The 22,165-nt window shown below is 64.5% G+C and carries 22 protein-coding genes; 21 read left to right on the top strand and 1 reads right to left on the bottom strand.

Features of this window, described 5'->3' with window-relative positions; genetic code table 11:
• Positions 1–118 precede the first annotated feature (118 nt).
• The 8 genes from VNW74_RS23140 (at position 119) to VNW74_RS23105 (ending at position 6,456) form a co-directional block, all read left to right on the top strand.
• Positions 119–1,099, top strand: a complete 981-nt coding sequence (locus tag VNW74_RS23140; protein ID WP_325681138.1) for a zinc-binding dehydrogenase — start codon at positions 119–121, stop codon at positions 1,097–1,099.
• Positions 1,096–1,887: an HpcH/HpaI aldolase family protein gene (locus VNW74_RS23135; protein ID WP_325681136.1), complete on the top strand. Its 792-nt coding sequence runs from the start codon at positions 1,096–1,098 to the stop codon at positions 1,885–1,887. The genes VNW74_RS23140 and VNW74_RS23135 overlap by 4 nt, the downstream gene beginning before the upstream one ends.
• On the top strand, positions 1,884–2,294 hold the full coding sequence (locus tag VNW74_RS23130; RefSeq protein WP_325681134.1) for a nuclear transport factor 2 family protein: 411 nt from the start codon (positions 1,884–1,886) through the stop codon (positions 2,292–2,294). Before VNW74_RS23135 ends, VNW74_RS23130 begins: the two co-directional genes overlap by 4 nt.
• Positions 2,291–3,025 (top strand): SDR family oxidoreductase, encoded by a 735-nt coding sequence (locus VNW74_RS23125; RefSeq protein ID WP_325681132.1) that lies wholly within the window; start codon positions 2,291–2,293, stop codon positions 3,023–3,025. Before VNW74_RS23130 ends, VNW74_RS23125 begins: the two co-directional genes overlap by 4 nt.
• A 100-nt stretch (positions 3,026–3,125) precedes the next feature.
• Positions 3,126–4,073, top strand: coding sequence for an alpha/beta hydrolase (locus VNW74_RS23120; protein ID WP_325681130.1), 948 nt, complete (start codon positions 3,126–3,128; stop codon positions 4,071–4,073).
• 74 nt (positions 4,074–4,147) lie between these two features.
• On the top strand, positions 4,148–5,455 hold the full coding sequence (locus VNW74_RS23115) for a hydroxyacid-oxoacid transhydrogenase (RefSeq protein ID WP_325681128.1): 1,308 nt from the start codon (positions 4,148–4,150) through the stop codon (positions 5,453–5,455).
• A 31-nt stretch (positions 5,456–5,486) separates the two neighbouring features.
• The gene (locus tag VNW74_RS23110; protein ID WP_325681126.1) at positions 5,487–5,975 is read left to right on the top strand and encodes a thioesterase family protein; all 489 of its coding nucleotides are present in this window, start codon (positions 5,487–5,489) and stop codon (positions 5,973–5,975) included.
• Positions 5,976–6,006: 31 nt separating this feature from the next.
• Entirely contained in the window at positions 6,007–6,456 is a 450-nt protein-coding gene (locus VNW74_RS23105) for an SRPBCC family protein (RefSeq protein WP_325681124.1), read from the top strand.
• Here VNW74_RS23105 and VNW74_RS23100 read toward each other — a convergent pair.
• Complete coding sequence (locus VNW74_RS23100; RefSeq protein WP_325681146.1) at positions 6,453–7,157, bottom strand: GntR family transcriptional regulator; 705 nt, start codon at positions 7,155–7,157, stop codon at positions 6,453–6,455. The genes VNW74_RS23105 and VNW74_RS23100 overlap by 4 nt on opposite strands.
• Before the next feature lie 128 nt (positions 7,158–7,285).
• Here VNW74_RS23100 and fadD5 point away from each other — a divergent pair, with 128 nt between their 5' ends.
• The 13 genes from fadD5 to VNW74_RS23035 all read left to right on the top strand — a co-directional run bounded on the left by fadD5 (position 7,286) and on the right by VNW74_RS23035 (position 22,156).
• Complete coding sequence (fadD5, locus tag VNW74_RS23095) at positions 7,286–8,938, top strand: fatty-acid--CoA ligase FadD5 (protein ID WP_325681144.1); 1,653 nt, start codon at positions 7,286–7,288, stop codon at positions 8,936–8,938.
• A gap of 221 nt (positions 8,939–9,159) precedes the next feature.
• Entirely contained in the window at positions 9,160–9,966 is an 807-nt protein-coding gene (locus VNW74_RS23090; RefSeq protein ID WP_325681122.1) for an ABC transporter permease, read from the top strand.
• Complete coding sequence (locus VNW74_RS23085) at positions 9,963–10,832, top strand: ABC transporter permease (RefSeq protein ID WP_325681120.1); 870 nt, start codon at positions 9,963–9,965, stop codon at positions 10,830–10,832. Before VNW74_RS23090 ends, VNW74_RS23085 begins: the two co-directional genes overlap by 4 nt.
• A gap of 5 nt (positions 10,833–10,837) precedes the next feature.
• Positions 10,838–12,148, top strand: coding sequence for an MCE family protein (locus tag VNW74_RS23080; RefSeq protein ID WP_325681118.1), 1,311 nt, complete (start codon positions 10,838–10,840; stop codon positions 12,146–12,148).
• Positions 12,145–13,185: a virulence factor Mce family protein gene (locus VNW74_RS23075; protein WP_325681116.1), complete on the top strand. Its 1,041-nt coding sequence runs from the start codon at positions 12,145–12,147 to the stop codon at positions 13,183–13,185. Before VNW74_RS23080 ends, VNW74_RS23075 begins: the two co-directional genes overlap by 4 nt.
• Positions 13,182–14,774: an MCE family protein gene (locus tag VNW74_RS23070; RefSeq protein WP_325681114.1), complete on the top strand. Its 1,593-nt coding sequence runs from the start codon at positions 13,182–13,184 to the stop codon at positions 14,772–14,774. Before VNW74_RS23075 ends, VNW74_RS23070 begins: the two co-directional genes overlap by 4 nt.
• Entirely contained in the window at positions 14,771–16,420 is a 1,650-nt protein-coding gene (locus VNW74_RS23065; RefSeq protein WP_325681112.1) for a virulence factor Mce family protein, read from the top strand. Before VNW74_RS23070 ends, VNW74_RS23065 begins: the two co-directional genes overlap by 4 nt.
• Positions 16,417–17,580, top strand: a complete 1,164-nt coding sequence (locus VNW74_RS23060; protein ID WP_325681110.1) for a virulence factor Mce family protein — start codon at positions 16,417–16,419, stop codon at positions 17,578–17,580. The genes VNW74_RS23065 and VNW74_RS23060 overlap by 4 nt, the downstream gene beginning before the upstream one ends.
• Positions 17,574–19,139, top strand: a complete 1,566-nt coding sequence (locus tag VNW74_RS23055; RefSeq protein WP_325681108.1) for an MCE family protein — start codon at positions 17,574–17,576, stop codon at positions 19,137–19,139. The genes VNW74_RS23060 and VNW74_RS23055 overlap by 7 nt, the downstream gene beginning before the upstream one ends.
• Positions 19,109–19,876, top strand: coding sequence for an Mce protein (locus VNW74_RS23050; protein WP_325681106.1), 768 nt, complete (start codon positions 19,109–19,111; stop codon positions 19,874–19,876). The genes VNW74_RS23055 and VNW74_RS23050 overlap by 31 nt, the downstream gene beginning before the upstream one ends.
• Positions 19,873–20,850 (top strand): RDD family protein, encoded by a 978-nt coding sequence (locus VNW74_RS23045; protein WP_325681104.1) that lies wholly within the window; start codon positions 19,873–19,875, stop codon positions 20,848–20,850. The genes VNW74_RS23050 and VNW74_RS23045 overlap by 4 nt, the downstream gene beginning before the upstream one ends.
• A complete protein-coding gene (locus VNW74_RS23040) occupies positions 20,847–21,458 on the top strand; it encodes a mammalian cell entry protein (protein WP_325681102.1) in 612 nt (203 codons plus the stop codon). Before VNW74_RS23045 ends, VNW74_RS23040 begins: the two co-directional genes overlap by 4 nt.
• Positions 21,425–22,156: a mammalian cell entry protein gene (locus tag VNW74_RS23035; RefSeq protein WP_325681100.1), complete on the top strand. Its 732-nt coding sequence runs from the start codon at positions 21,425–21,427 to the stop codon at positions 22,154–22,156. Before VNW74_RS23040 ends, VNW74_RS23035 begins: the two co-directional genes overlap by 34 nt.
• Positions 22,157–22,165 lie beyond the last annotated feature (9 nt).

The raw sequence follows: 22,165 nt of genomic DNA, 5'->3' as shown, positions 1-22,165 counted from the left end.
ATCATGGTCGAAGAATGGCTGCGGCGAGTGCCGGACTACCGGATCATCGAGGAGTCCGCATTCCGGCCACCGTCCAGCTTTCAATGGGGCTGGAGCAGCCTGCCGGTGGAGGTCTGAGATGTGGTCCTACCGGATCGTCGCACCGTACCTGTTCGAGCGGACATCGATCCCCGAGAAGACACCTGACCGCCTGCGCGACGGCCAGGTGCTGTTGAAGTTCTTGGCCGCCGGGGTCTGCGGCAGCGACATGCCGGCCTTTCGCGGTGTGCGCGGCCCACTTCCGGGCGACGACGGGCGCAGCGGTCCCGAAAAGGACGGCTTCCCGATCCATGAAGTTGTCGGGGAAGTCATCGCCAGCCGCCATCCCGAGCATCGGCCCGGTGATCGGGTGGTGGGCTGGGCGTCAGCGTTCGACGGTTTGATGGAGCGCGTCGTGACCGACGGAGACCAGGTGGCGCCATACGATTCGGCGCTCACCCCCGCGCAGGCCATCGGCTTGCAGCCGTTGGCCTGTGTGCTCTACGCCGTCGAGCAGCTGCCCGCGCTCGACGGCCGGCATGTCGGCATCATCGGGCAGGGCTCCATCGGCCTGCTGTTCTCGTGGGCGGCCAAAGCGGCAGGCGCGCGGCACGTCACCGGTATCGACCCGGTCGACCGCACGGGCATCGCCGCAAAGTTCGGCGTCGACACTTCTGTGCGGGCCACCAGCGACCGATGGGTGAGTCAGCTGGCTCGCGAGGACCGGCCGGACATCGTGATCGAGGCCGTCGGTCATCAGGTGGCGACCCTCAACCACGCGATCGAAGCCGCCGGTCCCGGTGGCACCGTCTTCTACTTCGGGGTCACCGACGACGACAGCTATCCGATCAGCATGCGCACAATGCTGCGCAACAACCTGACGCTGAAATCCGGTGTGACACTTGATCGTCGACGGATGCTGGACCTTGCCAGCAAATTCGCCGCTGAGCATCCCGGGCTGCTGGCAACGTATCTGACTCACACTTTCGGCATCGACGACGTTCAGGCCGCATTCGAACTGGCCTGCCGGCCGGAGCCCGGACGGGTGAAAATCGCGATCACCGAATCGGGTGCGGCATGACGGCAAGCCACCTGCAGCGGGCGCTGGCCCGCGGAAAACCCGTGTGGGGCGGCTGGATCACCGGGCCGACGTCGATCGGGCCGGAGGAATTCGCCCGGGCCGGATACGACTATGTGGGCTTTGACGCCCAACACGGCTACCTCGACGACGCCGACATCGCCAACATCCTGCGCCGCCTCGAACACGTGCCGATCGGCACGGCCGTGCGGCTGCCCTCTGTCGACCCGGCGCCGATCGGGCGGGTGCTCGACGCGGGCGCCGACGCCATCATCGTCGCGATGATCGAATCGGCCGAGCAGGCAGCCGCCGCCGTGGCCGCGACCCGATACCGGCCCGCCGGTGTGCGAAGCTTCGGCCCGCTGCGGGCCAGCCTGGGCTATGACACCGGCGCGCTGGAGTCCCGCGTCAGCGTGTTCGCCATGATCGAAACCGCCGCGGCGCTTACCGATGTCAATGAAATATGCTCTGTACCTGGGCTTTCCGGGATCTACGTCGGACCCGCCGATCTGGCGATCTCGATGGGCGTCGAAGTGACCAAGGCAACGTCTCAGTCGGCCGTGCGGGACGCGATCGCCGACATCGAGCGCGCCGCGTCCGCCGCCGGATTGGTGTCCGGCATCCATGCCGGGGATGGCAAAGTCGGTCACGCGATGGCACAACTGGGTTTTCAGATGATCACCCTGGCGTCGGAATCCCAGGCGTTGCGGCGCGGTGCCGCGGCAGGCCTGAAGGAAGCGACCGCGCGCGATGCACCCACCGGCAGGCCACCCGCGGGTAGCTACCAGTGACCGACAATCGCGCCGATGACGACGGTGCCATCCGCGACCTGTTGGCCTGCTATGCGTTGGCTCTCGACACCGACGACATCGACCGATGCCTAGACCTCTTCACCGACGATGGCGAGTTCGTAGTGTTCGGCCGGGAATTCAGCGGACGCGACCAGATCCGCGCCATGTTCGAGTCCGCGCCGCGCGGCCTGCACCTGACCGGAGTGTCGAGCATCGACATAATCGGCGACACGGCTACCGCGCGCTCCCAGGTGCTGCTCGTCGAAGCCGGCACGCTGCAGCTGCGGCCCGCGCTGTTCGACGACGAGGTGAGCCGCGACGGCCGACGGTGGCGATTCCGTCGCCGGCGATGCCGGTTCATCACCAGCACGGGGCTCGGTGACCGCCCGGAGGTCCCGACATCGTGACGACCGACCAGCGTGTCGCTCTGGTAACCGGAGCCGCCCGCGGCCAGGGCTGGGCCATTACCCAACGGCTGCGCGCCGACGGGTTCTTTGTTGCAGCCTGCGACGTCAGCGCCACCGAACTCGGCACCGCGGTCGACGGTCTCGGCGATGACGCGGTGATCGCGATTCCGCTCGACGTGACGTCGACGTCCGGCTGGCGGGAGGCGGTTGCCACCACCGTCGGGAAGTTCGGATCGTTGAGCACCCTGGTCAACAACGCCGGCGTGCTGCACCGCGCCTCGATCGCCGACGAGTCGATCGAAGGATTCGAAAAGGCTTGGCGGGTCAACTGTCTGGGCGCCTTCCTGGGCATCAAGGCGACGGTCGATCGGTTGGGCGCCGCGACCGGTGCCGCCATCGTCAACACCTGCAGCACCGGCGCGATCCGGCCGTTCCCGAACCACATCGCATACGGCTCGTCCAAGTGGGCGCTGCGCGGCCTGACCCAGGCCGCCGCGGCTGAACTTGCGTCGGTGGGCATTCGGGTCAACGCGGTGTTTCCCGGACCGATCGCGACCCCGATGCTCGACGACGAGACCCAGACGCGGCTGGCGGCAACGTCGGTTAGCGGGCGGATCGGCCAGCCGTCCGAGGTAGCCGACGCGGTCGCCTTCCTGGTCTCCGACCAGGCTTCCTTCATCACCGGTTCGGAACTCGTCATCGATGGCGGCCAATGCCTGAAAATCCAATGAAGGCGCCGGTGACGCGGCGGTTCAAGGCCGCTGACTTCACCTTTCAGGCCCGAGCCGAGTCTGTGCCCGACGCCTCGATGGCCGTGGACCAGGGCACTCGATGACGGAACCGGACGGATTGGATGGCTTTGAGCGGTTGGATCCCGCCCTGCGCGTAATTGCCACGGCGCGGACCGACTTTTCGCTCGACTCGATTCAACTCATGCGCGAACCGTTCAACCAGCGCCGCCGGGAGGCCGCCGAACACACTGACCTGCAAGGCGTGCGGATCGTCGAGGACACCGTGGTGGCCGAATCCGGCGGCGTGGCAGTGCGCCTCTACTCTGGCGCCGAAGCGGATTCGGCGCCGGCGATCGTCTACTGCCACGCCGGCGGCTTCGCTCTGGGAAACCTGGACACCGATCATCGGCAGTGCGTGGAGCTCGCCCGACGCGGCCGCTGCACCGTGGTGTCGGTCGACTACCGGCTGGCCCCGGAGCATCGATATCCGGCCGCCCTTGACGACGCGAGTGCCGTGCTGCGATGGGTGACGGCCAATGCGACGGAATTGGGCGTCGACCCGGCGCGCTTGGCGGTGGGGGGCAGCAGCGCCGGTGCGACCCTGGCGGCGTGCCTGGGTCACGGTGCCGCCGACGGCTCACTGCCGGCGGTTGTCTTCCAGCTTCTGCACCAGCCGGTGCTGGACGATCGGGAAACCGCGTCGAAGGCCGAGTTCTGCACCAGCCCCGCATTCGACGGCGAGGCAGCGGATCTGATGTGGCGTTATTACCTGGGCCCCGACGCTGGCTCAGCGGCCGCCGTGCCGGCCCGGCGAGACCGATTGGGTGGTCTGCCAACTGCTTTGATCACGTGCGCGGAGATCGATCCGTTTCGCGACGAAGCGCTCGACTATGCGCTACGGCTGATTCGCGCCGGGGTTTCCACCGAGCTACACGTGTTTCCACGCACCTGCCACGGCTTCGATTCGCTGCTGCCGGATTGGTCGGTTTCCGAGGAATTGTTCGCCCTGCAGGGGCGCGCACTCCGCCGCGTTTGGGACGGTGCGTGAGCGGTGCCGGTAACTGCGCGGCCACTTTTGGCCGCGTGCGGTAGATTGCCGTCGCGACCGGCTCAGGAGGACGAATGGCGTGCTGCGATCTCCCAATTGGTGCAGAGGACTGCGACGGAGCCTTCACTGTCGACGCGTCGCGGGTCACCTTCGGGCGCGGTTGCCTGGCGGAGGTGGGAGACAGAGCCCGCGCGCTCGGGCTGCGGCGGGTGGCGTTGTTCACCGACGCCGGCGTGGCCAAACTGCCCATCTTCGCCAAGACACACAACTCGCTTGTCGCGGCCGGACTGGACGTAATCGCCTATTCCGACGTGCATGTGGAGCCCACCGATGAATCTTTCCGGGACGGGGCCCGTTTCGCGCAAGAGTTGAACCCGGATGGCTACGTCTCGCTGGGTGGCGGCTCTGTCATCGACACGTGCAAGGCCGCCAATCTGTACGCCACCTATCCCGCTGACTTCCTGACCTACGTCAACGCGCCCATCGGCGAGGGCAAACCCGTACCGGGTCCGCTCAAGCCGCATATCGCATGCCCCACCACGGCGGGCACCGGCAGCGAGGTAACCGGCATCACGATCTTCGACCTGCTGTCGTTGAAGGCGAAGACGGGCATCGCGTCGCACGCGCTGCGTCCCACCGAAGCGCTCGTCGACCCCGACTGCACCGCGAGTCTGCCCCCCGAGGTCGTCGCCGCGGCAGGACTCGATGTGCTGTCGCATGCTTTGGAGTCCTACACCGCGCGGCCCTACGTCCGGCGGCGCGCTCCCGAACGGCCGAGCCTGCGGCCCATGAGTCAGGGTGCTAACCCGTGGAGCGATTTGGGCTGCCGTGAGGCGCTGCGCCTGCTGGGGCAGTTTTTGGAGCGTGCGGTGCACGACGCCGCCGACACCGAGGCCCGCGAGCAGATGATGTGGGCTGCAACGCTTGCCGGCATCGCCTTCGGCAACGCGGGCGTTCACGCCCCACACGGCATGGCCTACGCGGTGGCGGGGCTGGTACGTGACTTCCGCCCCTCGGGCTACCCGACCAACGAGCCGCTCGTGCCGCATGGCATGGCCGTCATCCTCAATGCACCGTCGTCGTTTCACTTCACAGCGGAGGCGAGTCCGGAGCGGCACTTGGAGGGCGCACGGCTGCTCGGCGCCGACACCCAAGGCGCCAGCGCGAATGATGCGGGCGAGGTGCTCGCCAACGAACTCATCCGCATCATGCGGGCGGTGGGCATGCCGAATGGACTCGGTGGCGTGGGCTACACCGAAGATGACGTGGTCGCCCTGACCGAGGGCGCCCACCCTCAGCAGCGCCTGTTACAGAACGCTCCGCGAGAGATGAGCAAACCGGTTCTGGCGGATCTGTTTCGGCATGCCATGCGCTACTGGTAGTCAAACGAGTCTCGCGTGGTCGAATACCACCATGACTCCGTTTTCTGCGGGTCCGCCCGACTCGGACGGGCTCACCAGCCGCGACTTTCCGGTGCTCTGGCCGGTGCTCACTCGATGGGCCGACAACGACATGTTCGGGCACTTGAACAATGCGGTTTATTACCAGCTTTTCGACACCGCGATCAACGGCTGGATCAACACGAATGTCGCCATCGACCCGGTCACCATGGCGGCGCAGGGCATCGTCGCCGAATCGGGCTGCCGCTACTTCTCCGAACTGCATTTCCCGGAACGGCTGGTCGTCGGGCTGGCAATCACCAGGTTGGGGCGCAGCAGCGTCACCTATCGCCTCGGCATCTTCCGGGCGGCCGAAGGATCGGCCGCCCCAGAAGACGCAGAAGAGCAGAAGATCGCGGCGCTCGGGCACTGGGTGCACGTCTATATTGATCGCACCGGCCGCCGGCCAGTACCGATCCCGGAGGCCATCCGGGAGCTGCTGTCGACGGCCTGCGTCGGTTAGGGCGCCGCGCGGCCCTCGATATGCTCGGCCAATGCCGTTTGTGAGCAAGACCGTTGAGGTTGCCGCCGACGCGGCCTCGATTCTGGCCATCGTCGCCGACTTCGAGTCCTACCCGCAGTGGAACCAAGAGATAAAAGGACTGTGGGTGCTGGCCCGCTACGACGACGGACGTCCCAGCCAGTTACGGCTCGATGCTAAATATGAAGCGATCGAGGACTCGTTGATCCAAGCGGTCTACTACCCGAACCCGAATCAAATTCAGACCGTGATGCAGCAGGGCAATTTGTTCAAAAAGCAGGAGCAGTTGTTCAGCGTCGTGGAGACCGGGGCGACATCGCTGTTGACGGTCGACATGGACGTGGAGCCGTCGATGCCGATACCCGCTCCAATGGTCAAGACGCTGGTTGGCAACGTCTTGGAGTACCTCGCCGAAAACGTAAAGAAGCGTGCCGAGGAGTTGTCAGCGGGCGATCAGGTCTAGCCCCAGATCCCGCTGTGGTCCAGCGTCTCGGTGAGCCGGCGCGCGCCGTCGGTGAATTGCCAGTGGGTGTGCTCGACGACCGCGGCGGTGTCGCGGCAGCGCAGCGCGGCGATCAACTGGCGGTGATTCTCGATGGCCGCCGCACCCCATTCCGGATCGGCGGCGTAGACCATCAACGGCATGTAACGGGCCACGTGCAGCAAGAACCAGGCCAGTTTGATTCGCCCCGCGGCCTGGTTGAAGGCCCGGTGAAATGCGAACTCGGTCGCCGCGATCGCCTCGGTGTCCGCGGCGGCAACGGCGGCAGCCATCGCCTCGGTGACGCCTTCGAGATCGTCGATCTCGGCATCGGTGATGTGCTGGGCCGCCGTGGCGGCAAGCTCCTTGGCGATGGTCGCCTGCAGCCAGAAGATGTCGTCGATGTCCTGCCGGGTCAGTGCCAGGACCACGTGGCCTCGGTGCGGCTCGAGTTGCACCATGCCCTCGCCACGCAACTTCAGCAAGGCCTCGCGCACCGGCGTGACGCTGACGCCGAGTTTGGCCGCGGTTTCGTCGAGCCGGATGAACGTCCCCGGTCGCAGCGCGCCCGACATGATGGCGGCCCGCAAATGACCCGCGACCTCGTCGGACAGCTGCGCGCGGCGCAGCGGCAACCGGGACTCGCGTTGGGCGGAAAGCCGCGCAGAAGCAGGTGAACTCAGGAAAGTCACCGGGGTTGTCTTCGCGCCGCCAAGACCATAATGTGATCTAGACAACACCAAGTTTTATCAAATATCAACTCGAGGCAAGAGGTAGCGGCGAGAAAGGAATCGACTAGTTGACCGCAGAGTTGACAGGCCACCAGGCCTACCAGCCTCATGATGGCGCCGGCGCTCCGCAGCAGCCGTATCTGGCGCGTCGGCAGAACTGGGTCAATCAACTCGAACGGCACGCATTAATGCAGCCGGATGGTCCGGCGTTGCGATTCCTGGGCAGCACCGTCACCTGGGCCGAGCTTCGCCGTCGCGTCGCCGCGCTGGCCGGTGCCCTGAGCCGACGAGGAGTCGGTTTTGGCGACCGGGTGATGATCCTGATGCTGAACCGGACTGAGTTCGTCGAGTCGGTGCTGGCGGCCAACATGATCGGGGCCATTGCCGTTCCGATCAACTTCCGGCTGACACCGGCCGAGATCGCCTTCCTGGTCGACGACTGCGAGGCCCGGGTGATGATCACTGAATCCGTCCTGGCCGGCGTGGGCCGCGGTGCCCGCAAAATCACCTCGGTGCTGAACACCGTCGTGGTCGCCGGCGACGCTGCCGACGAGGATCTGCTCGGCTACGAGGACCTGGTGCACGAGCCCGGTGATCCAGCCGAATCGGTGGATGTCCCCGACGACTCGCCGGCCTTGATCATGTACACCTCGGGCACCACCGGGCGGCCGAAGGGCGCCGTGCTGACCCACACCAACCTGACCGGCCAGACGATGACGGGTCTTTATACGCATGGCGTCGACGTCGACGACGTCGGCTTCATCGGCGTCCCGTTCTTCCACATCGCCGGAGTCGGCAACCTGCTGCCCGGAATGTTGCTCGGGATCCCCACGGTCATCCATCCGCTGGGCGCATTCGACCCCGGGCACCTGCTCGACGTGCTGGCCGCGGAGAAGGTCACCGGGATCTTTCTGGTGCCCGCGCAGTGGCAGGCGGTATGCAATGCGCAGCAGGCTAATCCGCGCGACGTGAAACTGCGGGTGATGTCGTGGGGTGCGGCGCCGGCATCGGACACGCTGCTGCGACAGATGTCGGAAACCTTCCCCGGCACGCAGATCCTGGCCGCCTTCGGCCAGACAGAAATGTCGCCGGTCACTTGCATGTTGCTCGGCGAAGACGCGATCAGAAAGCGCGGCTCGGTCGGCAAGGTGATTCCGACGGTGGCCGCCCGCGTGGTCGACGAGAACATGAACGACGTGCCCGTCGGCGAGGTCGGTGAAATCGTCTATCGCGCGCCGACATTGATGAGTGGCTACTGGAACAACCCGGCGGCCACCGCCGAGGCGTTCGAGGGCGGCTGGTTCCACTCCGGTGACCTGGTCCGGATGGACGAGGACGGTTACGTCTGGGTGGTCGACCGCAAGAAGGACATGATCATCTCCGGCGGAGAGAACATCTACTGCGCCGAAGTCGAAAACGTCCTCGCCGGCCACCCCGAGATCGTCGAAGTCGCCGTCATCGGCCGTCCACACCAGAAGTGGGGGGAGGTTCCGATCGCCATCGCGGCGGTCGCGGCCAGCGGCCAGGAGAACAAACTCAGCCTCGAAGATCTCGACGAGTTCCTCAACGAGCGACTGGCGCGCTACAAGCACCCCAAGGGCCTGGAGATCGTCGACGCGCTGCCGCGCAACCCCGCGGGGAAGGTGCTGAAGACCGAATTGCGGGCACGCTACGGTGCTCCCGATGCCCCTCAAAGCGCTTACGCCTCAACAGATCCAACAAGGGTGGAGTGAAGCTGACATAACGAAGAACTCGCAGGTCAAATTGACGAAAGGCTAATAACGCGGATGCTATGCAAGCCCGTGAGCCCATCGGGTACAGTCCTGTGGTCTGTCTTACTACCTACCAGTAGGGAGACGGACGTCACACACCTAGGGACGGGGCAAGGAGGAGGCGTGCGACATCATCCGCCGCAGCGCCGCGAGTCACGCGGTTCCGTCTTAGGGGGGCTCCGGTGACGACGACGCAGCCACGGCTAACGGATTACGTTCGCGACCAGCTAGGTCCCCCGCTGGTCCTCATCGGTGGCTTCTTCCGGATGTGTGTCCTCACCGGAAAGGCGTTGTTCCGCCCGCCGTTTCAATGGCGCGAGTTCATCCTGCAGTGCTGGTTCATCATCAGAGTCGCGATCCTGCCAACCATGGCGGTCTCGATCCCCGTCACGGTGCTTTTCATCTTCACGTTCAACATCCTTCTGATCCAGTTCGGCGCCGCCGACATCTCGGGGGCGGGCGCCGGAATCGCTGTGGTCACCCAGATCGGCCCGATCGTGACTGTGCTGGTGATCGCCGGCGCGGCGGCCACCGCCATCTGTGCCGACTTGGGCGCGCGGACCATCCGCGAGGAGATCGACGCGATGGAGGTGCTCGGCATCGACCCCATCCACCGCTTGGTGCTGCCGCGGGTTTTGGCCTGCGCCCTGGTCGCGATGCTGCTCAACGCTTTGGTGAGCATGGTCGGCCTGGTCGGCGGCTACCTTTTCGGGGTCTACCTGCAGAACGTGTCCGGCGGCGCCTACCTCGCCACGCTGACGCAGCTGACCGGCCTGCCTGAAGTGGTCATCGCGACGGTTAAGGCTTTGACTTTCGGACTGATCGCCGGCCTGGTCGGGTGCTACCGGGGGCTGACGGTGCGCGGCGGTTCCAAGGGTCTCGGCACCGCCGTGAACGAGACGGTCGTGCTGTGTGTGGTAGCGCTTTACGCGGTCAATGTGGTGCTGACGACCATCGGTGTGCGGTTCGGAACGGGGGCCTTGGGATGAGTACGACTCAAGTACTTCGCACGCGGTTCCCGCGGGCCTCGGCGAACCTTCGTCGCTACGGTGCCACCGCGGCCCGACCGCTTGACGAGGCCGGGCGGCTGGGCTGGTTCGGGCTCGTCGGCGGCCGCGATATTTTCTGGGCGCTGACTCGCTACCGCAAGGAAGTTTTGCGGCTGATCGCCGAAGTCGGCATGGGCACCGGTGCTATGGCTGTCGTCGGAGGCACCGCGGTGATCATCGCCTTCGTGACGCTGTCGTCCGGCTCGCTGGTCGCCATCCAGGGCCTTGCGTCACTAGGCCACATCGGACTCCAGACACTGCTCGGCTTCGTCGCCGCACTGATTAACGTGCGTCTGGTTGCTCCCGTCGTCTCCGGCGTCGTGCTGGCGGCCACGGTCGGCGCCGGCGCCACCGCCGAACTGGGCGCCATGCGAATCAGCGAAGAGATCGACGCGCTGGAAGTCATGGGCATCAACTCGATGGCGTACCTGGTTTCGACTCGGGCGGTGGCCGGGCTGGTGGTGATCATCCCGCTCTACTCATTGGGCTTGATCATGTCGTTCCTGTCCCCGCAAGTCATCACGACGGTGGTGTATGGACAGGCTTCCGGCACCTACGAGCACTATTTCCGAACATTCCTGCGCCCCAACGACGTCTTCTGGTCGTTCGCCGAGGTCATCCTCATGGCCGGGGTTGTGATGCTCACCCACTGCTACTACGGCTACAACGCCAGCGGCGGGCCCGTCGGCGTCGGTGAGGCTGTCGGACGATCGATGCGCTTCTCACTGGTTTCGGTGAATGTCATTGTCTTGCTGGCCGAAATGGCGCTCTACGGCGTCAATCCCAACTTCAACTTCACGGTGTAAGCGGAATGACAGCGCCGCAAGCAAAGGTAAACAAGCCGCCATTCGAGCCCTTCCGGGTGGCCGGCGTGGTGGTCTTGTTGGCCGCCGCATTGGTGTTGTGGTTGGTGTACCTGCAGTACAGCGGGGATTTCACGCCGAAGACACAGCTGACGATGTTGTCCGATCGGGCGGGTCTGGTGATGGATCCCGGCGCGAAAGTCACCTACAACGGGGTGCAGATCGGCCGGGTGTCCAACATCGCGGAGGTGCAGCACGACGGCAGGCCGGCCGCGAAGTTCACCCTGGACATAAACCCGCGCTACATGAAGTTGATTCCGGCCAACGTGGATGCAAAACTCGAGGCGACCACGGTATTCGGCGGTAAGTATGTGTCATTCACTTCGCCGAAAGATCCGACGCCGCAACGGATCACGCCACACAACGTAATCGACGCGACGCATGTGACGACGGAGATCAATACTCTTTTCCAGACGCTCACATCGATCTCCGAGAAGGTCGACCCCGTCAAGGTGAACCTGACGTTGAGTGCGACGGCAGAAGCGCTGAATGGGTTAGGCGACAAGTTCGGTCAGTCGATCATCAACGGCAGCGCCATCCTCGACGATGTCAACCCACGGATGCCAACGATCCGCCACGACATTCAACAGTTAGCGACGCTTGGCGACACCTATGCCAACGCGTCACCCGATTTATTCGACTTCCTCAACAATGCGGTCACCACGGCGCGCACAGTGCACCAGCAGGAGAACCAGCTGGATCAGGCCTTGTTGGCGGCCACCGGCTTCGCCAACACCGGCGCCGACATCGTCAATCGCGGCGGGCCGTACCTGGCACGTGGCGCCGCCGATCTGCAGCCTGGTGCCCACCTGTTGCACACCTACGCTCCAGAGCTTTTCTGCTCCATCCGCAACATCAGCGACAGCGAACCGGACGTCGCCGCGTTTACCGGCGGCTTCGGCGGCTACGAGCTGCGAACCAACGTCGCACTTCTCTCCGGGTTGGGACTGATCGCGTCGGCTCCAGGGCTGGGTCTCACCTTGGCGACGCAGGGACTGGCTGGGTTAGCCGGACTCGTCGGTGGCTCGCCAAATCCCTATATCTACCCCGAGAATCTGCCGCGGATCAATGCTCACGGTGGCCCGGGCGGTGCGCCGGGCTGCTGGCAGAAGATCACCCGTGATCTATGGCCGGCGCCATATCTGGTGATGGACACCGGCGTCAGCGAGGCACCGTACAACCACGTCGATACCGGTTCACCGTACGCAATCGAGTACGTGTGGGGCCGCCAAATGGGGGACAACACGATCAACCCATGAAAATCACCGGTACTGTGATCAAGCTCAGCATCATCGGGATGGTGCTGCTCCTCTTCACGGCGCTCATCGTCGTGGTGTTCGGTCAGATGCGCTTCGACCGGACCAACAGCTACTCCGCGGAGTTCAGCAATGCCAGCGGGTTGCGAAACGGCCAGTTCGTCCGCGCCTCTGGGGTCGAGATCGGCAAGGTCAAAGAGGTGAAGCTGATCGACAACGGCCGTCGAGTGCGGGTGGACTTCGACGTCGACCGCTCGGTGCCGCTGTACCAGTCCACGAGCGCCCAGATCCGCTATTTCAACCTGATCGGGGACCGCTACGTCGAGCTGAAGCGCGGCGAGGGCGAGGGCTCGGATCGGGTTCTCCCCCCCGGCGGATTCATCCCGATGTCGCGCACTGAGCCGGCCTTGGATCTCGACGCCCTGATCGGTGGTTTCAAGCCGCTGTTTCGGGCGCTGGACCCGGAGAAGGTCAACAACATCGCGTCGGCCCTCGTCACCGTCTTTCAGGGCGAAGGCGGCACCATCAACGACATCCTCGACCAGACCGCGCAGCTGACCTCACACATCGCCGAGCGTGACCAGGCGATCGGCGAGGTGGTCAAAAACCTCAACATCGTGCTCGACACCACCGTCAGACACCGCCAGCAGTTCGACCAGACGGTCGACAATTTCGAGAAACTGATCACCGGACTGAACAACCACGCCGACTCGCTGGCTGCCAGCACCGCCAACATCAGCAACGCGTCCGGAACGGTGGCCGACCTACTGGCCGACAACCGCGCCCTGCTGCACGACACCCTGAACTACCTCGATCCGATCCAGCAGGCGATCGTCGATCGGCGTGACCAGTACGACGATTTTCTGCACCGGACACCGACCGGGTTGAACACAGTGGGCCGCGCCGTCGGCAGCTACGGCGACTGGGTCAACTTCTACCTGTGCGATCTCACGCTCAAGACCAACGGGCTGCAGCCCGGCGGCCCGGTCCGCATTGTCAAGATCTGGCAGCAGCCGTCGGGTAGGTGCACGCCGCAATGAGAACTCTGGAACCCGCCAACCGCAAACGCATCGGCCTGATGGGCCTGGTGGTGACGTTGCTGGTCGTCGGTGTGGGCCAAACCATCACGAGCGTGCCGATGTTGTTCGCCAAGCCGGTTTATTACGGCCAGTTCACCGACGCAGGCGGATTGAGCAAGGGTGACAAGGTGCGTATTGCCGGCGTGAGTGTCGGGGACGTGGAGGGGATCAAGATCGACGGCGATCACGTCGTGATGAAGTTCTCGACCGGCTCCAACACCATCGGCAGCGAGAGCCGGTTGGCGATCAAGACCGACACCATCCTGGGCAAAAAGGTGCTCGAGATCGAGCCGCGGGGCAGCCAGACGCTACGTCCCAACGGCACGTTGCCGGTGGGTCAAAGCACCACCCCGTATCAGATTTACGACGCGTTTTTCGATGTCAGCAAGGCCGCCTCCGGCTGGAATATCGACACCGTCAAACAGTCGTTGCATGTGTTGTCGCAGACCGTCGACGAGACCTATCCGCATCTGAGTGCGGCGCTCGACGGGGTGGCCAAGTTCTCCGACACCATCGGCAAGCGCGATGAGCAGATCACGCATCTGCTGGCGCAGGCCAACCAGGTGGCCAGCGTGCTGGGTAACCGCAGCGAACAGGTCGACCACCTGTTGGTGAACTCGGACACGCTGCTGGCCGCGTTCAACGAACGCAGCCGGGCTATCAGTGCGCTGCTGGGCAACGTGTCCGCCCTCTCAGCCCAGCTGCAGGGGGTCATCAACGACAACCCCAACCTGAACCATGTGCTGGAGCAGCTGCGCACAATCAGCGACTTGCTGGTCGCGCGCAAGGACGACCTGGCGAACGCGGTCACCATGCTCGGTAAGACCATCGGCGCCTTCAACGAAACTGTCGCGTCGGGGCCGTACTTCAAGGTGTCGCTGGCCAACTGGTTGCTGACGCCCTACTGGGTCTTGCAGCCGTGGGTGGATGCGGCATTCAAGAAGCGCGGCCTCAACCCGGAGGACTTCTGGCGCAGCGCGGGATTGCCGGCGTTCCGGTTCCCCGACCCCAACGGCACCCGATTCCCCAACGGCGCGCCGCCTCCGGCGCCACCGGTGCTGGAAGGCACCCCGGATCATCCGGGACCGGCCGTGGCGCCTGGGTCGCCGTGCTCGTATGCACCGCCGCCGGAGCTGCTGCCGCGTCCGGGCAACCCGATGCCCTGTGCGGGCGTCAACCAAGGGCAGGGTCCGTTCGGGCCCAACGGTCCTTACCCATCGTTGCCCGATGTCATGTCGTCACCGCCGAACCCGAACGGTTTGCCCCCGACACCGGGGATCCCGATCGCCGGGCGGCCGGGAATTGCGCCCCCGGACGTTCCGGGCACACCGGTACCGATCGCGCCGGGACCGTTTGGGGCGCGCAGCGAACCGTTAGGGCCGGCTGGGCCGACCCCGCCACCGTCGGCGTTCGCGCCGGGGCTACCCCCCGGGCCGGCTGCGCCGCCGGGGCCTGGAAACCAGCTTCCGGCTCAGTTCATCCCGCCGGGCCAAGGAGGAAACAGCCAGCCAGGCGGAGGGGGAGGAAGCTTGGGAGGTAATCAAGGTTGAGCACCATCTTTGATATCCGCAACCTGCGACTGCCGAGGGTCTCCCGGGCATCGATCATCATCGGCGCGCTCGCGGTTGCGCTCGCCCTGGTGGCGGCACTCGTGGGGATTCAGCTCTACAAGAAGCTGACCAACAACTCGGTGGTCGCGTACTTCCCGGAAGCCAACGCACTCTATTCCGGTGACGATGTCCGGATCATGGGCGTGCCCGTGGGCGCGATCGACAAGATCGAGCCGGCCGGCGACAAGATGAAGGTGACCTTCCACTACAGCAACAAATACAAGGTGCCTGCCAACGCCTCCGCGTCGATCCTGAACCCCACGCTGGTGGCGTCGCGATTCATCCAGTTAGATCCGCCCTATAAGGGTGGTCCGGTGCTGGCCGACAACGCGGTGATCCCGGAAGAGCGCACCCAGGTACCCACCGAGTGGGACCAGCTGCGCAACACGGTCACCAATATCATCTCCAAACTCGGCCCCAGCAAGGAGCAGCCCAGGGGACCCTTCGGCGAGGTCATCGAATCGTTCGCCGACGGGCTGGCCGGTAAAGGTCAGCAGATCAACACCACGCTCGACAGCCTCTCGCGGTCGTTGACCGCGCTCAACCAGGGCCGCGGCGACTTCTTCGCCGTGGTGCGCAGCCTGGCGCTGTTCGTCAACGCGCTGCACCAGGACGACCGAAAGTTCGTCGCGCTCAACAAGAATCTGGTCCAGTTCACCAACAGCTTGACCGGCTCCGACCATGACCTGTCCAACGCCATACAGCAGTTCGACGGTTTGGTCACGACGCTTCGCCCGTTCCTCGCCAAAAACCGCGAGGTGCTTACGCACGACATCGACAACCTCGCCAATGCGACCAACACGCTGCTCCAGCCCGAGCCGCTGAACGGTTTGGAAACCGTCCTGCACGTGGCGCCGACCGCGTTGTCCAATCTCAATCAGATCTACCATCCGGCGATCGGTGCTGTCCTCGGTCAGCCGGTGTCACTGCTGGGCGACATAGGCTTCGCGAACCCGATGCAGTTGGTTTGCAGCTCGATCCAGGCCTCCGCCCGACTGGGCTATCAAGAATCCGCCGAACTCTGTGCGCAGTACCTCGCACCGATTCTCGACGCGATCAAGTTCAACTACACGCCGATCGGGTTGAACCTGTTCATGACCGCCACGACGTTGCCGAAGGAGATCGGCTACTCCGAGCCACGGCTGCAGCCCCCACCGGGTTATAAGGACACCACGGTTCCCGGGATCTGGGTGCCCGATACACCGTTGTCACACCGCAACACTCAGCATGGCTGGATTACCGCGCCGGGTATGCAGGGCGTCAAGGTGGGCCCGATCACCGAAGGCTTGCTGACCCCAGATTCGCTTGCCGAACTCATGGGCGGGCCGGACATCGCACCGGTTCAATCCAACCTGCAGACACCGCCGGGACCGCCGAATGCGTACAACGAGGAGCCCGGTCCGCTGCCGTTCGTCGGCGTGCCGGGCCACCCGGCGCCGATACCGCCGCCACCGCCAGGACCAGAGGTGATCCCGGGTCCGGTCGCCCCGACGCCGGCGCCGGTCGCCGGGCCGCCTCCTGGGCCGGCGCCCGCTGGGCCGCCGCTGCCCGCTGAATCGGCCGGATCGACAGGACCGGGCCAGTGAGCGCGGCGAGGGTGCTGCGCCTGGCCCGCCGCCGGGCCTGGCAGGTGCTGGCTTTGCTGGTGGCTGCGTTGATGTTGAGCTCATGCGGGTGGCGGGGCATCTCGAACGTGGAGATTCCCGGCGGCCCGGGCACCGGATCCGGCTCCTACACCATCTACGTGCAGATGCCGGACACGCTGGCGATCAACGGCAACAGCAAGGTGATGGTGGCCGACGTTTTCGTCGGCACGATCCGAGACATCCAGCTCAAGAACTGGATCGCCACGCTGACCTTGGGCATGGACAAGAGCGTCAAGCTGCCGAAGAACGCCACCGCCAAGATCGGGCAGACCAGCCTGCTGGGGTCTCAGCACATTGAGTTGGCCGCGCCGCAAGACCCATCGCCGCAACTACTGAAGGATGGCGACACCATCCCGCTGAAGAACTCCGCGGCCTATCCGACCATCGAGCGCACGCTGGCCGGTCTGGCAATGATTCTGCGCGGCGGAGGCATCTCGAACCTCGAGGTGATCCAGAACGAAGTCAACAACATCCTGGCCGGCCGAGGGCCCCAAATCCGCGCGTTCCTGGGCAAGTTGGACACCTTCACCGCCGAGCTCAACCAACAACGCGACGACATCACCCACGCCATCGATTCCACCAACCGGCTGCTGGCATATGTGGCCAACCGGTCGGACGTCCTGGATCGGGTGCTGACCGACTTCCCGCCGTTGATCAAGCATTTCGCCGAGAAGCAACAACTCCTGATCGACGCCACCAATGCGCTGGGCCGGCTCAGCCAAGGCGCCGACAAATACCTGTCCGAAACGCGGGGACCGCTCCATTCGAACCTGGAGCAACTGCAGTGCCCGTTGAAGGAACTCGTCCGCGCTGCGCCTTATCTGCTGGGCACGCTGAAGATCCTTGGCACCATCCCGTTCGACATCGATACCGCTCCGAAGCTGATTCGAGGCGACTTCATGAACTCGTCGCTGAATCTAGACACGACGTTGTCGACCGTCGACAACGCGTTCCTTACCGGGACCGGGCTGTCGGGCGCGTTGCGGGCGCTTGAGCAGTCGTATGGCCGCGATCCCGAAACGATGATCCCCGACGTCCGCTACACGCCGAACCCCAACGACGCTCCAGGCGGACCACTGGTGGAGAGGGCGACATGCTGACCCGTTTCATCAAACGCCAGCTGATCCTTTTCAGCATCATCACGACGGTCGCGCTTCTTGTGCTGGGCTGGTATTACTTGCGCGTTCCGACCTTGATGGGCATCGGCCAGTACCAGTTGAAGGCCGATCTGCCGTCGTCGGGTGGTTTGTACCCGACGGCCAACGTGACCTATCGCGGTATCACCATCGGCAAGATCACCGACGTCGAGCCGACCGAAAAGGGCGCGCAGGCGACGATGAGTATCGATAGCCGCTACAAGATCCCGGCCGATGCGTCGGCGAACGTGCATTCGGTGTCCGCGGTCGGTGAGCAGTACCTGGACCTGGTGTCAGTGGGCAACCCGGGCAAGTTCTTCTCGCCCGGCCAGACCATCACCACGGGGACGGTGCCCAGCCAGATCGGACCGGCGCTGGACACGGCCAACCGGGGGTTGGAAGTGTTGCCCAAGGAGAAGATCAGTCTATTGCTCGACGAGACCGCTAAGTCGGTCGGCGGGTTGGGGCCGGCGTTGCAGCGGCTGGTCGACTCCACTCAGGCGATCGCCGGCGATTTCAAAACGAACCTCCACGACGTCGATGACATCATCCAGAACTCCGCGCCGATCCTGGACAGCCAGGCCGACTCCAGCAGTGCGATCGAACATTGGGCGCGCAACTTGAACGTCTTGGGCGCACAGGCCGCGGGACAGGACCAGAACCTCAAAGACCTGCTGTCGAAGGCCGCGCCGACCGCCGATGACCTCAACTCGGTGTTCTCCGGCCTCCGGGACTCCCTCCCGGAGACCCTGGCCAATCTCGCGGTCGTGATCGACATGCTCAAGCGCTACAACGCCGGCGTCGAGGAGGTGCTGGTGGTGTTGCCGCAGGCGGGTTCGATCGTCCAGACGATTGCCGCGCCGTACCAGAAAGATCACAAGGCTGTACTGGATCTCGGGCCGCTCGGCATGTACCCGCCGCCATGTTTGACCGGGTGGCCCTCGGCCGCCGAGTGGCGGTCCCCGGCGGACACCAGCTTGATCCCTTTGCCGGAAGGTGCGTACTGCAAGATCCCCCAGGACACCCCTGCCAACGTGGTGCGCGGGGCACGCAACATTCCATGCGTCGACGTCCCGGGTAAGAGAGCGGCAACGCCGAAGGAATGTCGCAGCGGCAAACCGTACGTTCCGCTCGGCACCAACCCGTGGTACGGCGACCCGAACCAGATCCTCAACTGCCCCGCGCCCGGTGCTCGCTGTGATCAGCCGGTAGACCCCGGCCACGTGATACCGGCGCCGTCGATCAACAACGGCCTGAACCCGATGCCCGCCAATCGGCTGCCACCGGAAGGATTGACGCCGCCGCCGAAGAGCGATCCGCTGCAGCGGCCGGGCTCGGGTACGGTCCAGTGCAACGGGCAGCAGCCGAACCCGTGCATCTACACTCCAGGCGGGCCTCCCACTGCGGTCTATAGTCCGCAGAGCGGTCAGGTTACCGGCCCCGACGGATTGAAATACTCCGTCGATAACTCGAGCCACACAGGAGACGACGGATGGAAGGAGATGCTGGCGCCAGCCGGCTGAACCCCGCCGATGCCGACGATTCGTCGTCTTCGGAAGTGACGGCCGAGGAGACCAGCACCGAGACAACCGCCGAGGGTCTCGTGGAGACGGAAGCCGAGGATGTATCCGAGGCTGAAGTCGACTTAGACACAGAGACGGAAGCCGAGGATGTGTCCGAGGCTGAAGTCGACTTAGACGCCGGTACGGAAGCCGAGGACCTATCCGAAGGGCCGAACACCCCCGTTGTTGAGCGGAACCCCTCGCGCCTGGGCCGTGGGTGGTTGATCGGCATTACCGCGGCGCTTCTCGTACTGGCCGGCGGTGTCGGTACCGGTGGCTATTTCGCGCTGCGCGCCAACCAAGAGAGTCAAGCCATCGCGCGCCACGACGCGGACGCAGTACGCGCCGCGAAGGATTGTGTCGTGGCTACCCAGGCACCCGACGTCGAGGCGATGACCGCTGGCGCTCAGAAGATCATCGATTGCAGCACGGGAAGTTTCCGTGCCCAGGCGGTGCTGTATAGCAGCTTGTTCGTCCAGGCGTATCAGGTTGCCAACGTTCGCACCCAGGTGTCCGATATGCGTGCGGGGGCGGAGCGCAACAACAACGACGGTTCGGTCGATGTGCTGGTGGCATTCCGCGTCAAGGTGTCCAACAGTCAATCGCAAGACCGAGAAGTCGGATACCGATTGCGGGTGAAGATGGCACCCGCTGACGGCCAATACCGGATTGCCAGCATTGACCAGGTGGCGAAGTGACGGCGCTGGTCGAGCAGACCGAGACCACACCGGAAGTCGAAGCGGCAGCGCCGAATAACCTGGCACGCTGGCACATCCGGGCGGCTGCGTTCGTCGTTGATGTGCTGCCCAGCGTTGCCGTGATAGCGACGATGTTGTTGTTCTGGTTTTCTGTGCCGCTGCAGAGCACGTGGTGGTGGCTATGCGTTTATCTCTTGGCGACCGTGATCCTGCTGACCCTGATTAACCGGGTGGTGTGGCCGGCCAACCGCGGTTGGAGCCTGGGTCGTGCCCTGATGGGGATCGTGGTCGTTCGTCCCGATGGGAGCTCCGCGGGACTGGGCCGGCTGTTGTTGAGAGACCTCGCCCACCTGCTGGACACCACCTCGCTATTTGTGGGGTGGCTGTGGCCGCTGTGGGATGCGCGCCGGCGTACCTTCGCCGATTTGCTGCTTGACACCGAGGTCCGTCGCGTCGAGCCTGATCAGCGGCCCGACAATATCCGCCGGCTCATCGCAATCGTCGTTTCGACCGCGGCGTTGCTGTGTGTCGGCGGGGCCGCGTTGAGCTTAACGGTGGTCTACCTGCAGGATCGACGGTGCGACCAGACACGTGCTGCGATCCAGGCACAGGGACCGAAGATCGTCTCCGAGATGCTGACCTACGATCCGAAATCGCTGCACCAGGATTTCGCCCGGGCGCAATCATTGACGACCGAAAAATACCGGGCGCAGTTGGTCCCACAGCAGGACTCAGTGGAAAGGGGCCACCCCCTCCTCAACGAGTATTGGGTGACCAACAGCGCAGTTCTTTCTGCGGCACCGGATCGGGCGAGGATGCTGCTGTTTCTGCAGGGTCACCGCGGCGGCGGCAATGAGGAACGCATGATCACTGCCACCGTTCGGGTTTCTTTCGTCAAGGTCGCGGGCGGGCGTTGGCTCGTCGACGACCTGACCGTCGTGACGAAACCCAAACCGCCTAGAGGTGAAAAATGAGCCCGCGGCGCCGAATTCAGCCCGGCGAGGAGCCGCTCCTCATTGAGCTGCCGCCGAAGTCAACGCTGTGGTCGAGGTTGCCGCTCCGGTGGAAGCCGCCGCGGCAGTGGTGGAAACCTTCGCGGAGTTGGGCAGTGCCCTCGGCCGTGGCCGGCGCCACGCTGCTGACGGCCGGGGCGATCACGACGTCCTCTCTCGTTCTGGTCGATCAGAGATCGCATCACGAACAGGCGATGAAGGAAGTCGACGTTCTCGGCTTCGCTCGATCGTTCATGACGGCCTTCACGACGCTGGATCCGTTTCACGCCAACGACTATGTAGACCGATTGCTAGCGCAGGCCACCGGCGATTTCTCTCGGCAGTACCGGGACAAGGTGAATGAGGTCATCCTCAACGTCGCGCAAGCTGAGCCGACCAAGGGCACCGCGCTCGACGCCGGGGTGGAAAGGTGGAACGACGACGGCAGCGCAAACGTGCTGGTGGCAACCGAAGTCACATACAAGTCTCCCGACCGAAAGCAAACAATCGAAAGCACAAATCGTTGGGTGTTAACCGCTCAGCGGGAAGGCCACCAGTGGAAGATCAGCAGCCTCCAGCAAGTGATCTGACTGACGAAAGCCCCGATAACGGATCGGGGGACGACGCGACCGTCGAAACCGATTCTGCCGAAACCGAAGTCGAGCAGACCGAACCGGAAGTGCCCGAGGACGACTCCACGATCGACTCGGTCGCAGACGACGAGATCGGCGCTGACACTGCCGAAGACGACCCCGGCGTGCCGGCAGGGCGATCGGCCGGCAGGCGGCTGGTCATCGCGGTTGCCGTCGCGGCCGCATTGTTCGTCGGCGCCACGGCTTTCGCAGCGGCGATGGTGCAGCCGTACCTGGCCGATCGCGCCACCGTGAACACCAAGCTGCAGATCGCGCGGACCGCGGCCAACGCCATCACAACGCTGTGGACCTACACACCGGAAAATATGGATACGCTCGCCGACCGGTCGGCGAAATATCTCAGCGGCGATTTCGAGGCCGAGTACCGCAAGTTCATCGATGCGATCGCAGCGCCCAACAAACAGGCGAAGGTCACCAACAGCACGGAAATCACCGGGGCGGCAGTGGAATCACTGAACGGCCCGGATGCCACCGCCATCGTCTACACCAACACCACATCTACCACTCCGGCCACCAAAGAGATGCCGTCGCTGAAATACTTGTCTTATCGGCTGGTCATGAAACGCGACCATGCGCGATGGCTGGTCACCAGGATGACGACGATCACCTCACTGGATCTCACGCCCCAGACCTAACGGCGGCGA

Source organism: Mycobacterium sp., assembly GCF_035570115.1.
Lineage (GTDB): Bacteria > Actinomycetota > Actinomycetes > Mycobacteriales > Mycobacteriaceae > Mycobacterium.
Note: the sequence above shows the minus strand (reverse complement) of the source record. Positions and strands in the feature narration are given on the sequence as shown.

Excerpts from the sequence above, each read along its gene's own strand:
- VNW74_RS23140 (WP_325681138.1), top strand. The coding sequence starts at position 119 with ATGTGGTCCTACCGGATCGTCGCACCGTACCTGTTCGAGCGGACATCG.
- VNW74_RS23135 (WP_325681136.1), top strand. The coding sequence starts at position 1,096 with ATGACGGCAAGCCACCTGCAGCGGGCGCTGGCCCGCGGAAAACCCGTG.
- VNW74_RS23120 (WP_325681130.1), top strand. The coding sequence starts at position 3,126 with ATGACGGAACCGGACGGATTGGATGGCTTTGAGCGGTTGGATCCCGCC.
- VNW74_RS23115 (WP_325681128.1), top strand. The coding sequence starts at position 4,148 with ATGGCGTGCTGCGATCTCCCAATTGGTGCAGAGGACTGCGACGGAGCC.
- VNW74_RS23110 (WP_325681126.1), top strand. The coding sequence starts at position 5,487 with ATGACTCCGTTTTCTGCGGGTCCGCCCGACTCGGACGGGCTCACCAGC.
- VNW74_RS23105 (WP_325681124.1), top strand. The coding sequence starts at position 6,007 with ATGCCGTTTGTGAGCAAGACCGTTGAGGTTGCCGCCGACGCGGCCTCG.
- VNW74_RS23085 (WP_325681120.1), top strand. The coding sequence starts at position 9,963 with ATGAGTACGACTCAAGTACTTCGCACGCGGTTCCCGCGGGCCTCGGCG.
- VNW74_RS23080 (WP_325681118.1), top strand. The coding sequence starts at position 10,838 with ATGACAGCGCCGCAAGCAAAGGTAAACAAGCCGCCATTCGAGCCCTTC.
- VNW74_RS23075 (WP_325681116.1), top strand. The coding sequence starts at position 12,145 with ATGAAAATCACCGGTACTGTGATCAAGCTCAGCATCATCGGGATGGTG.
- VNW74_RS23070 (WP_325681114.1), top strand. The coding sequence starts at position 13,182 with ATGAGAACTCTGGAACCCGCCAACCGCAAACGCATCGGCCTGATGGGC.
- VNW74_RS23055 (WP_325681108.1), top strand. The coding sequence starts at position 17,574 with ATGCTGACCCGTTTCATCAAACGCCAGCTGATCCTTTTCAGCATCATC.
- VNW74_RS23050 (WP_325681106.1), top strand. The coding sequence starts at position 19,109 with ATGGAAGGAGATGCTGGCGCCAGCCGGCTGAACCCCGCCGATGCCGAC.
- VNW74_RS23040 (WP_325681102.1), top strand. The coding sequence starts at position 20,847 with ATGAGCCCGCGGCGCCGAATTCAGCCCGGCGAGGAGCCGCTCCTCATT.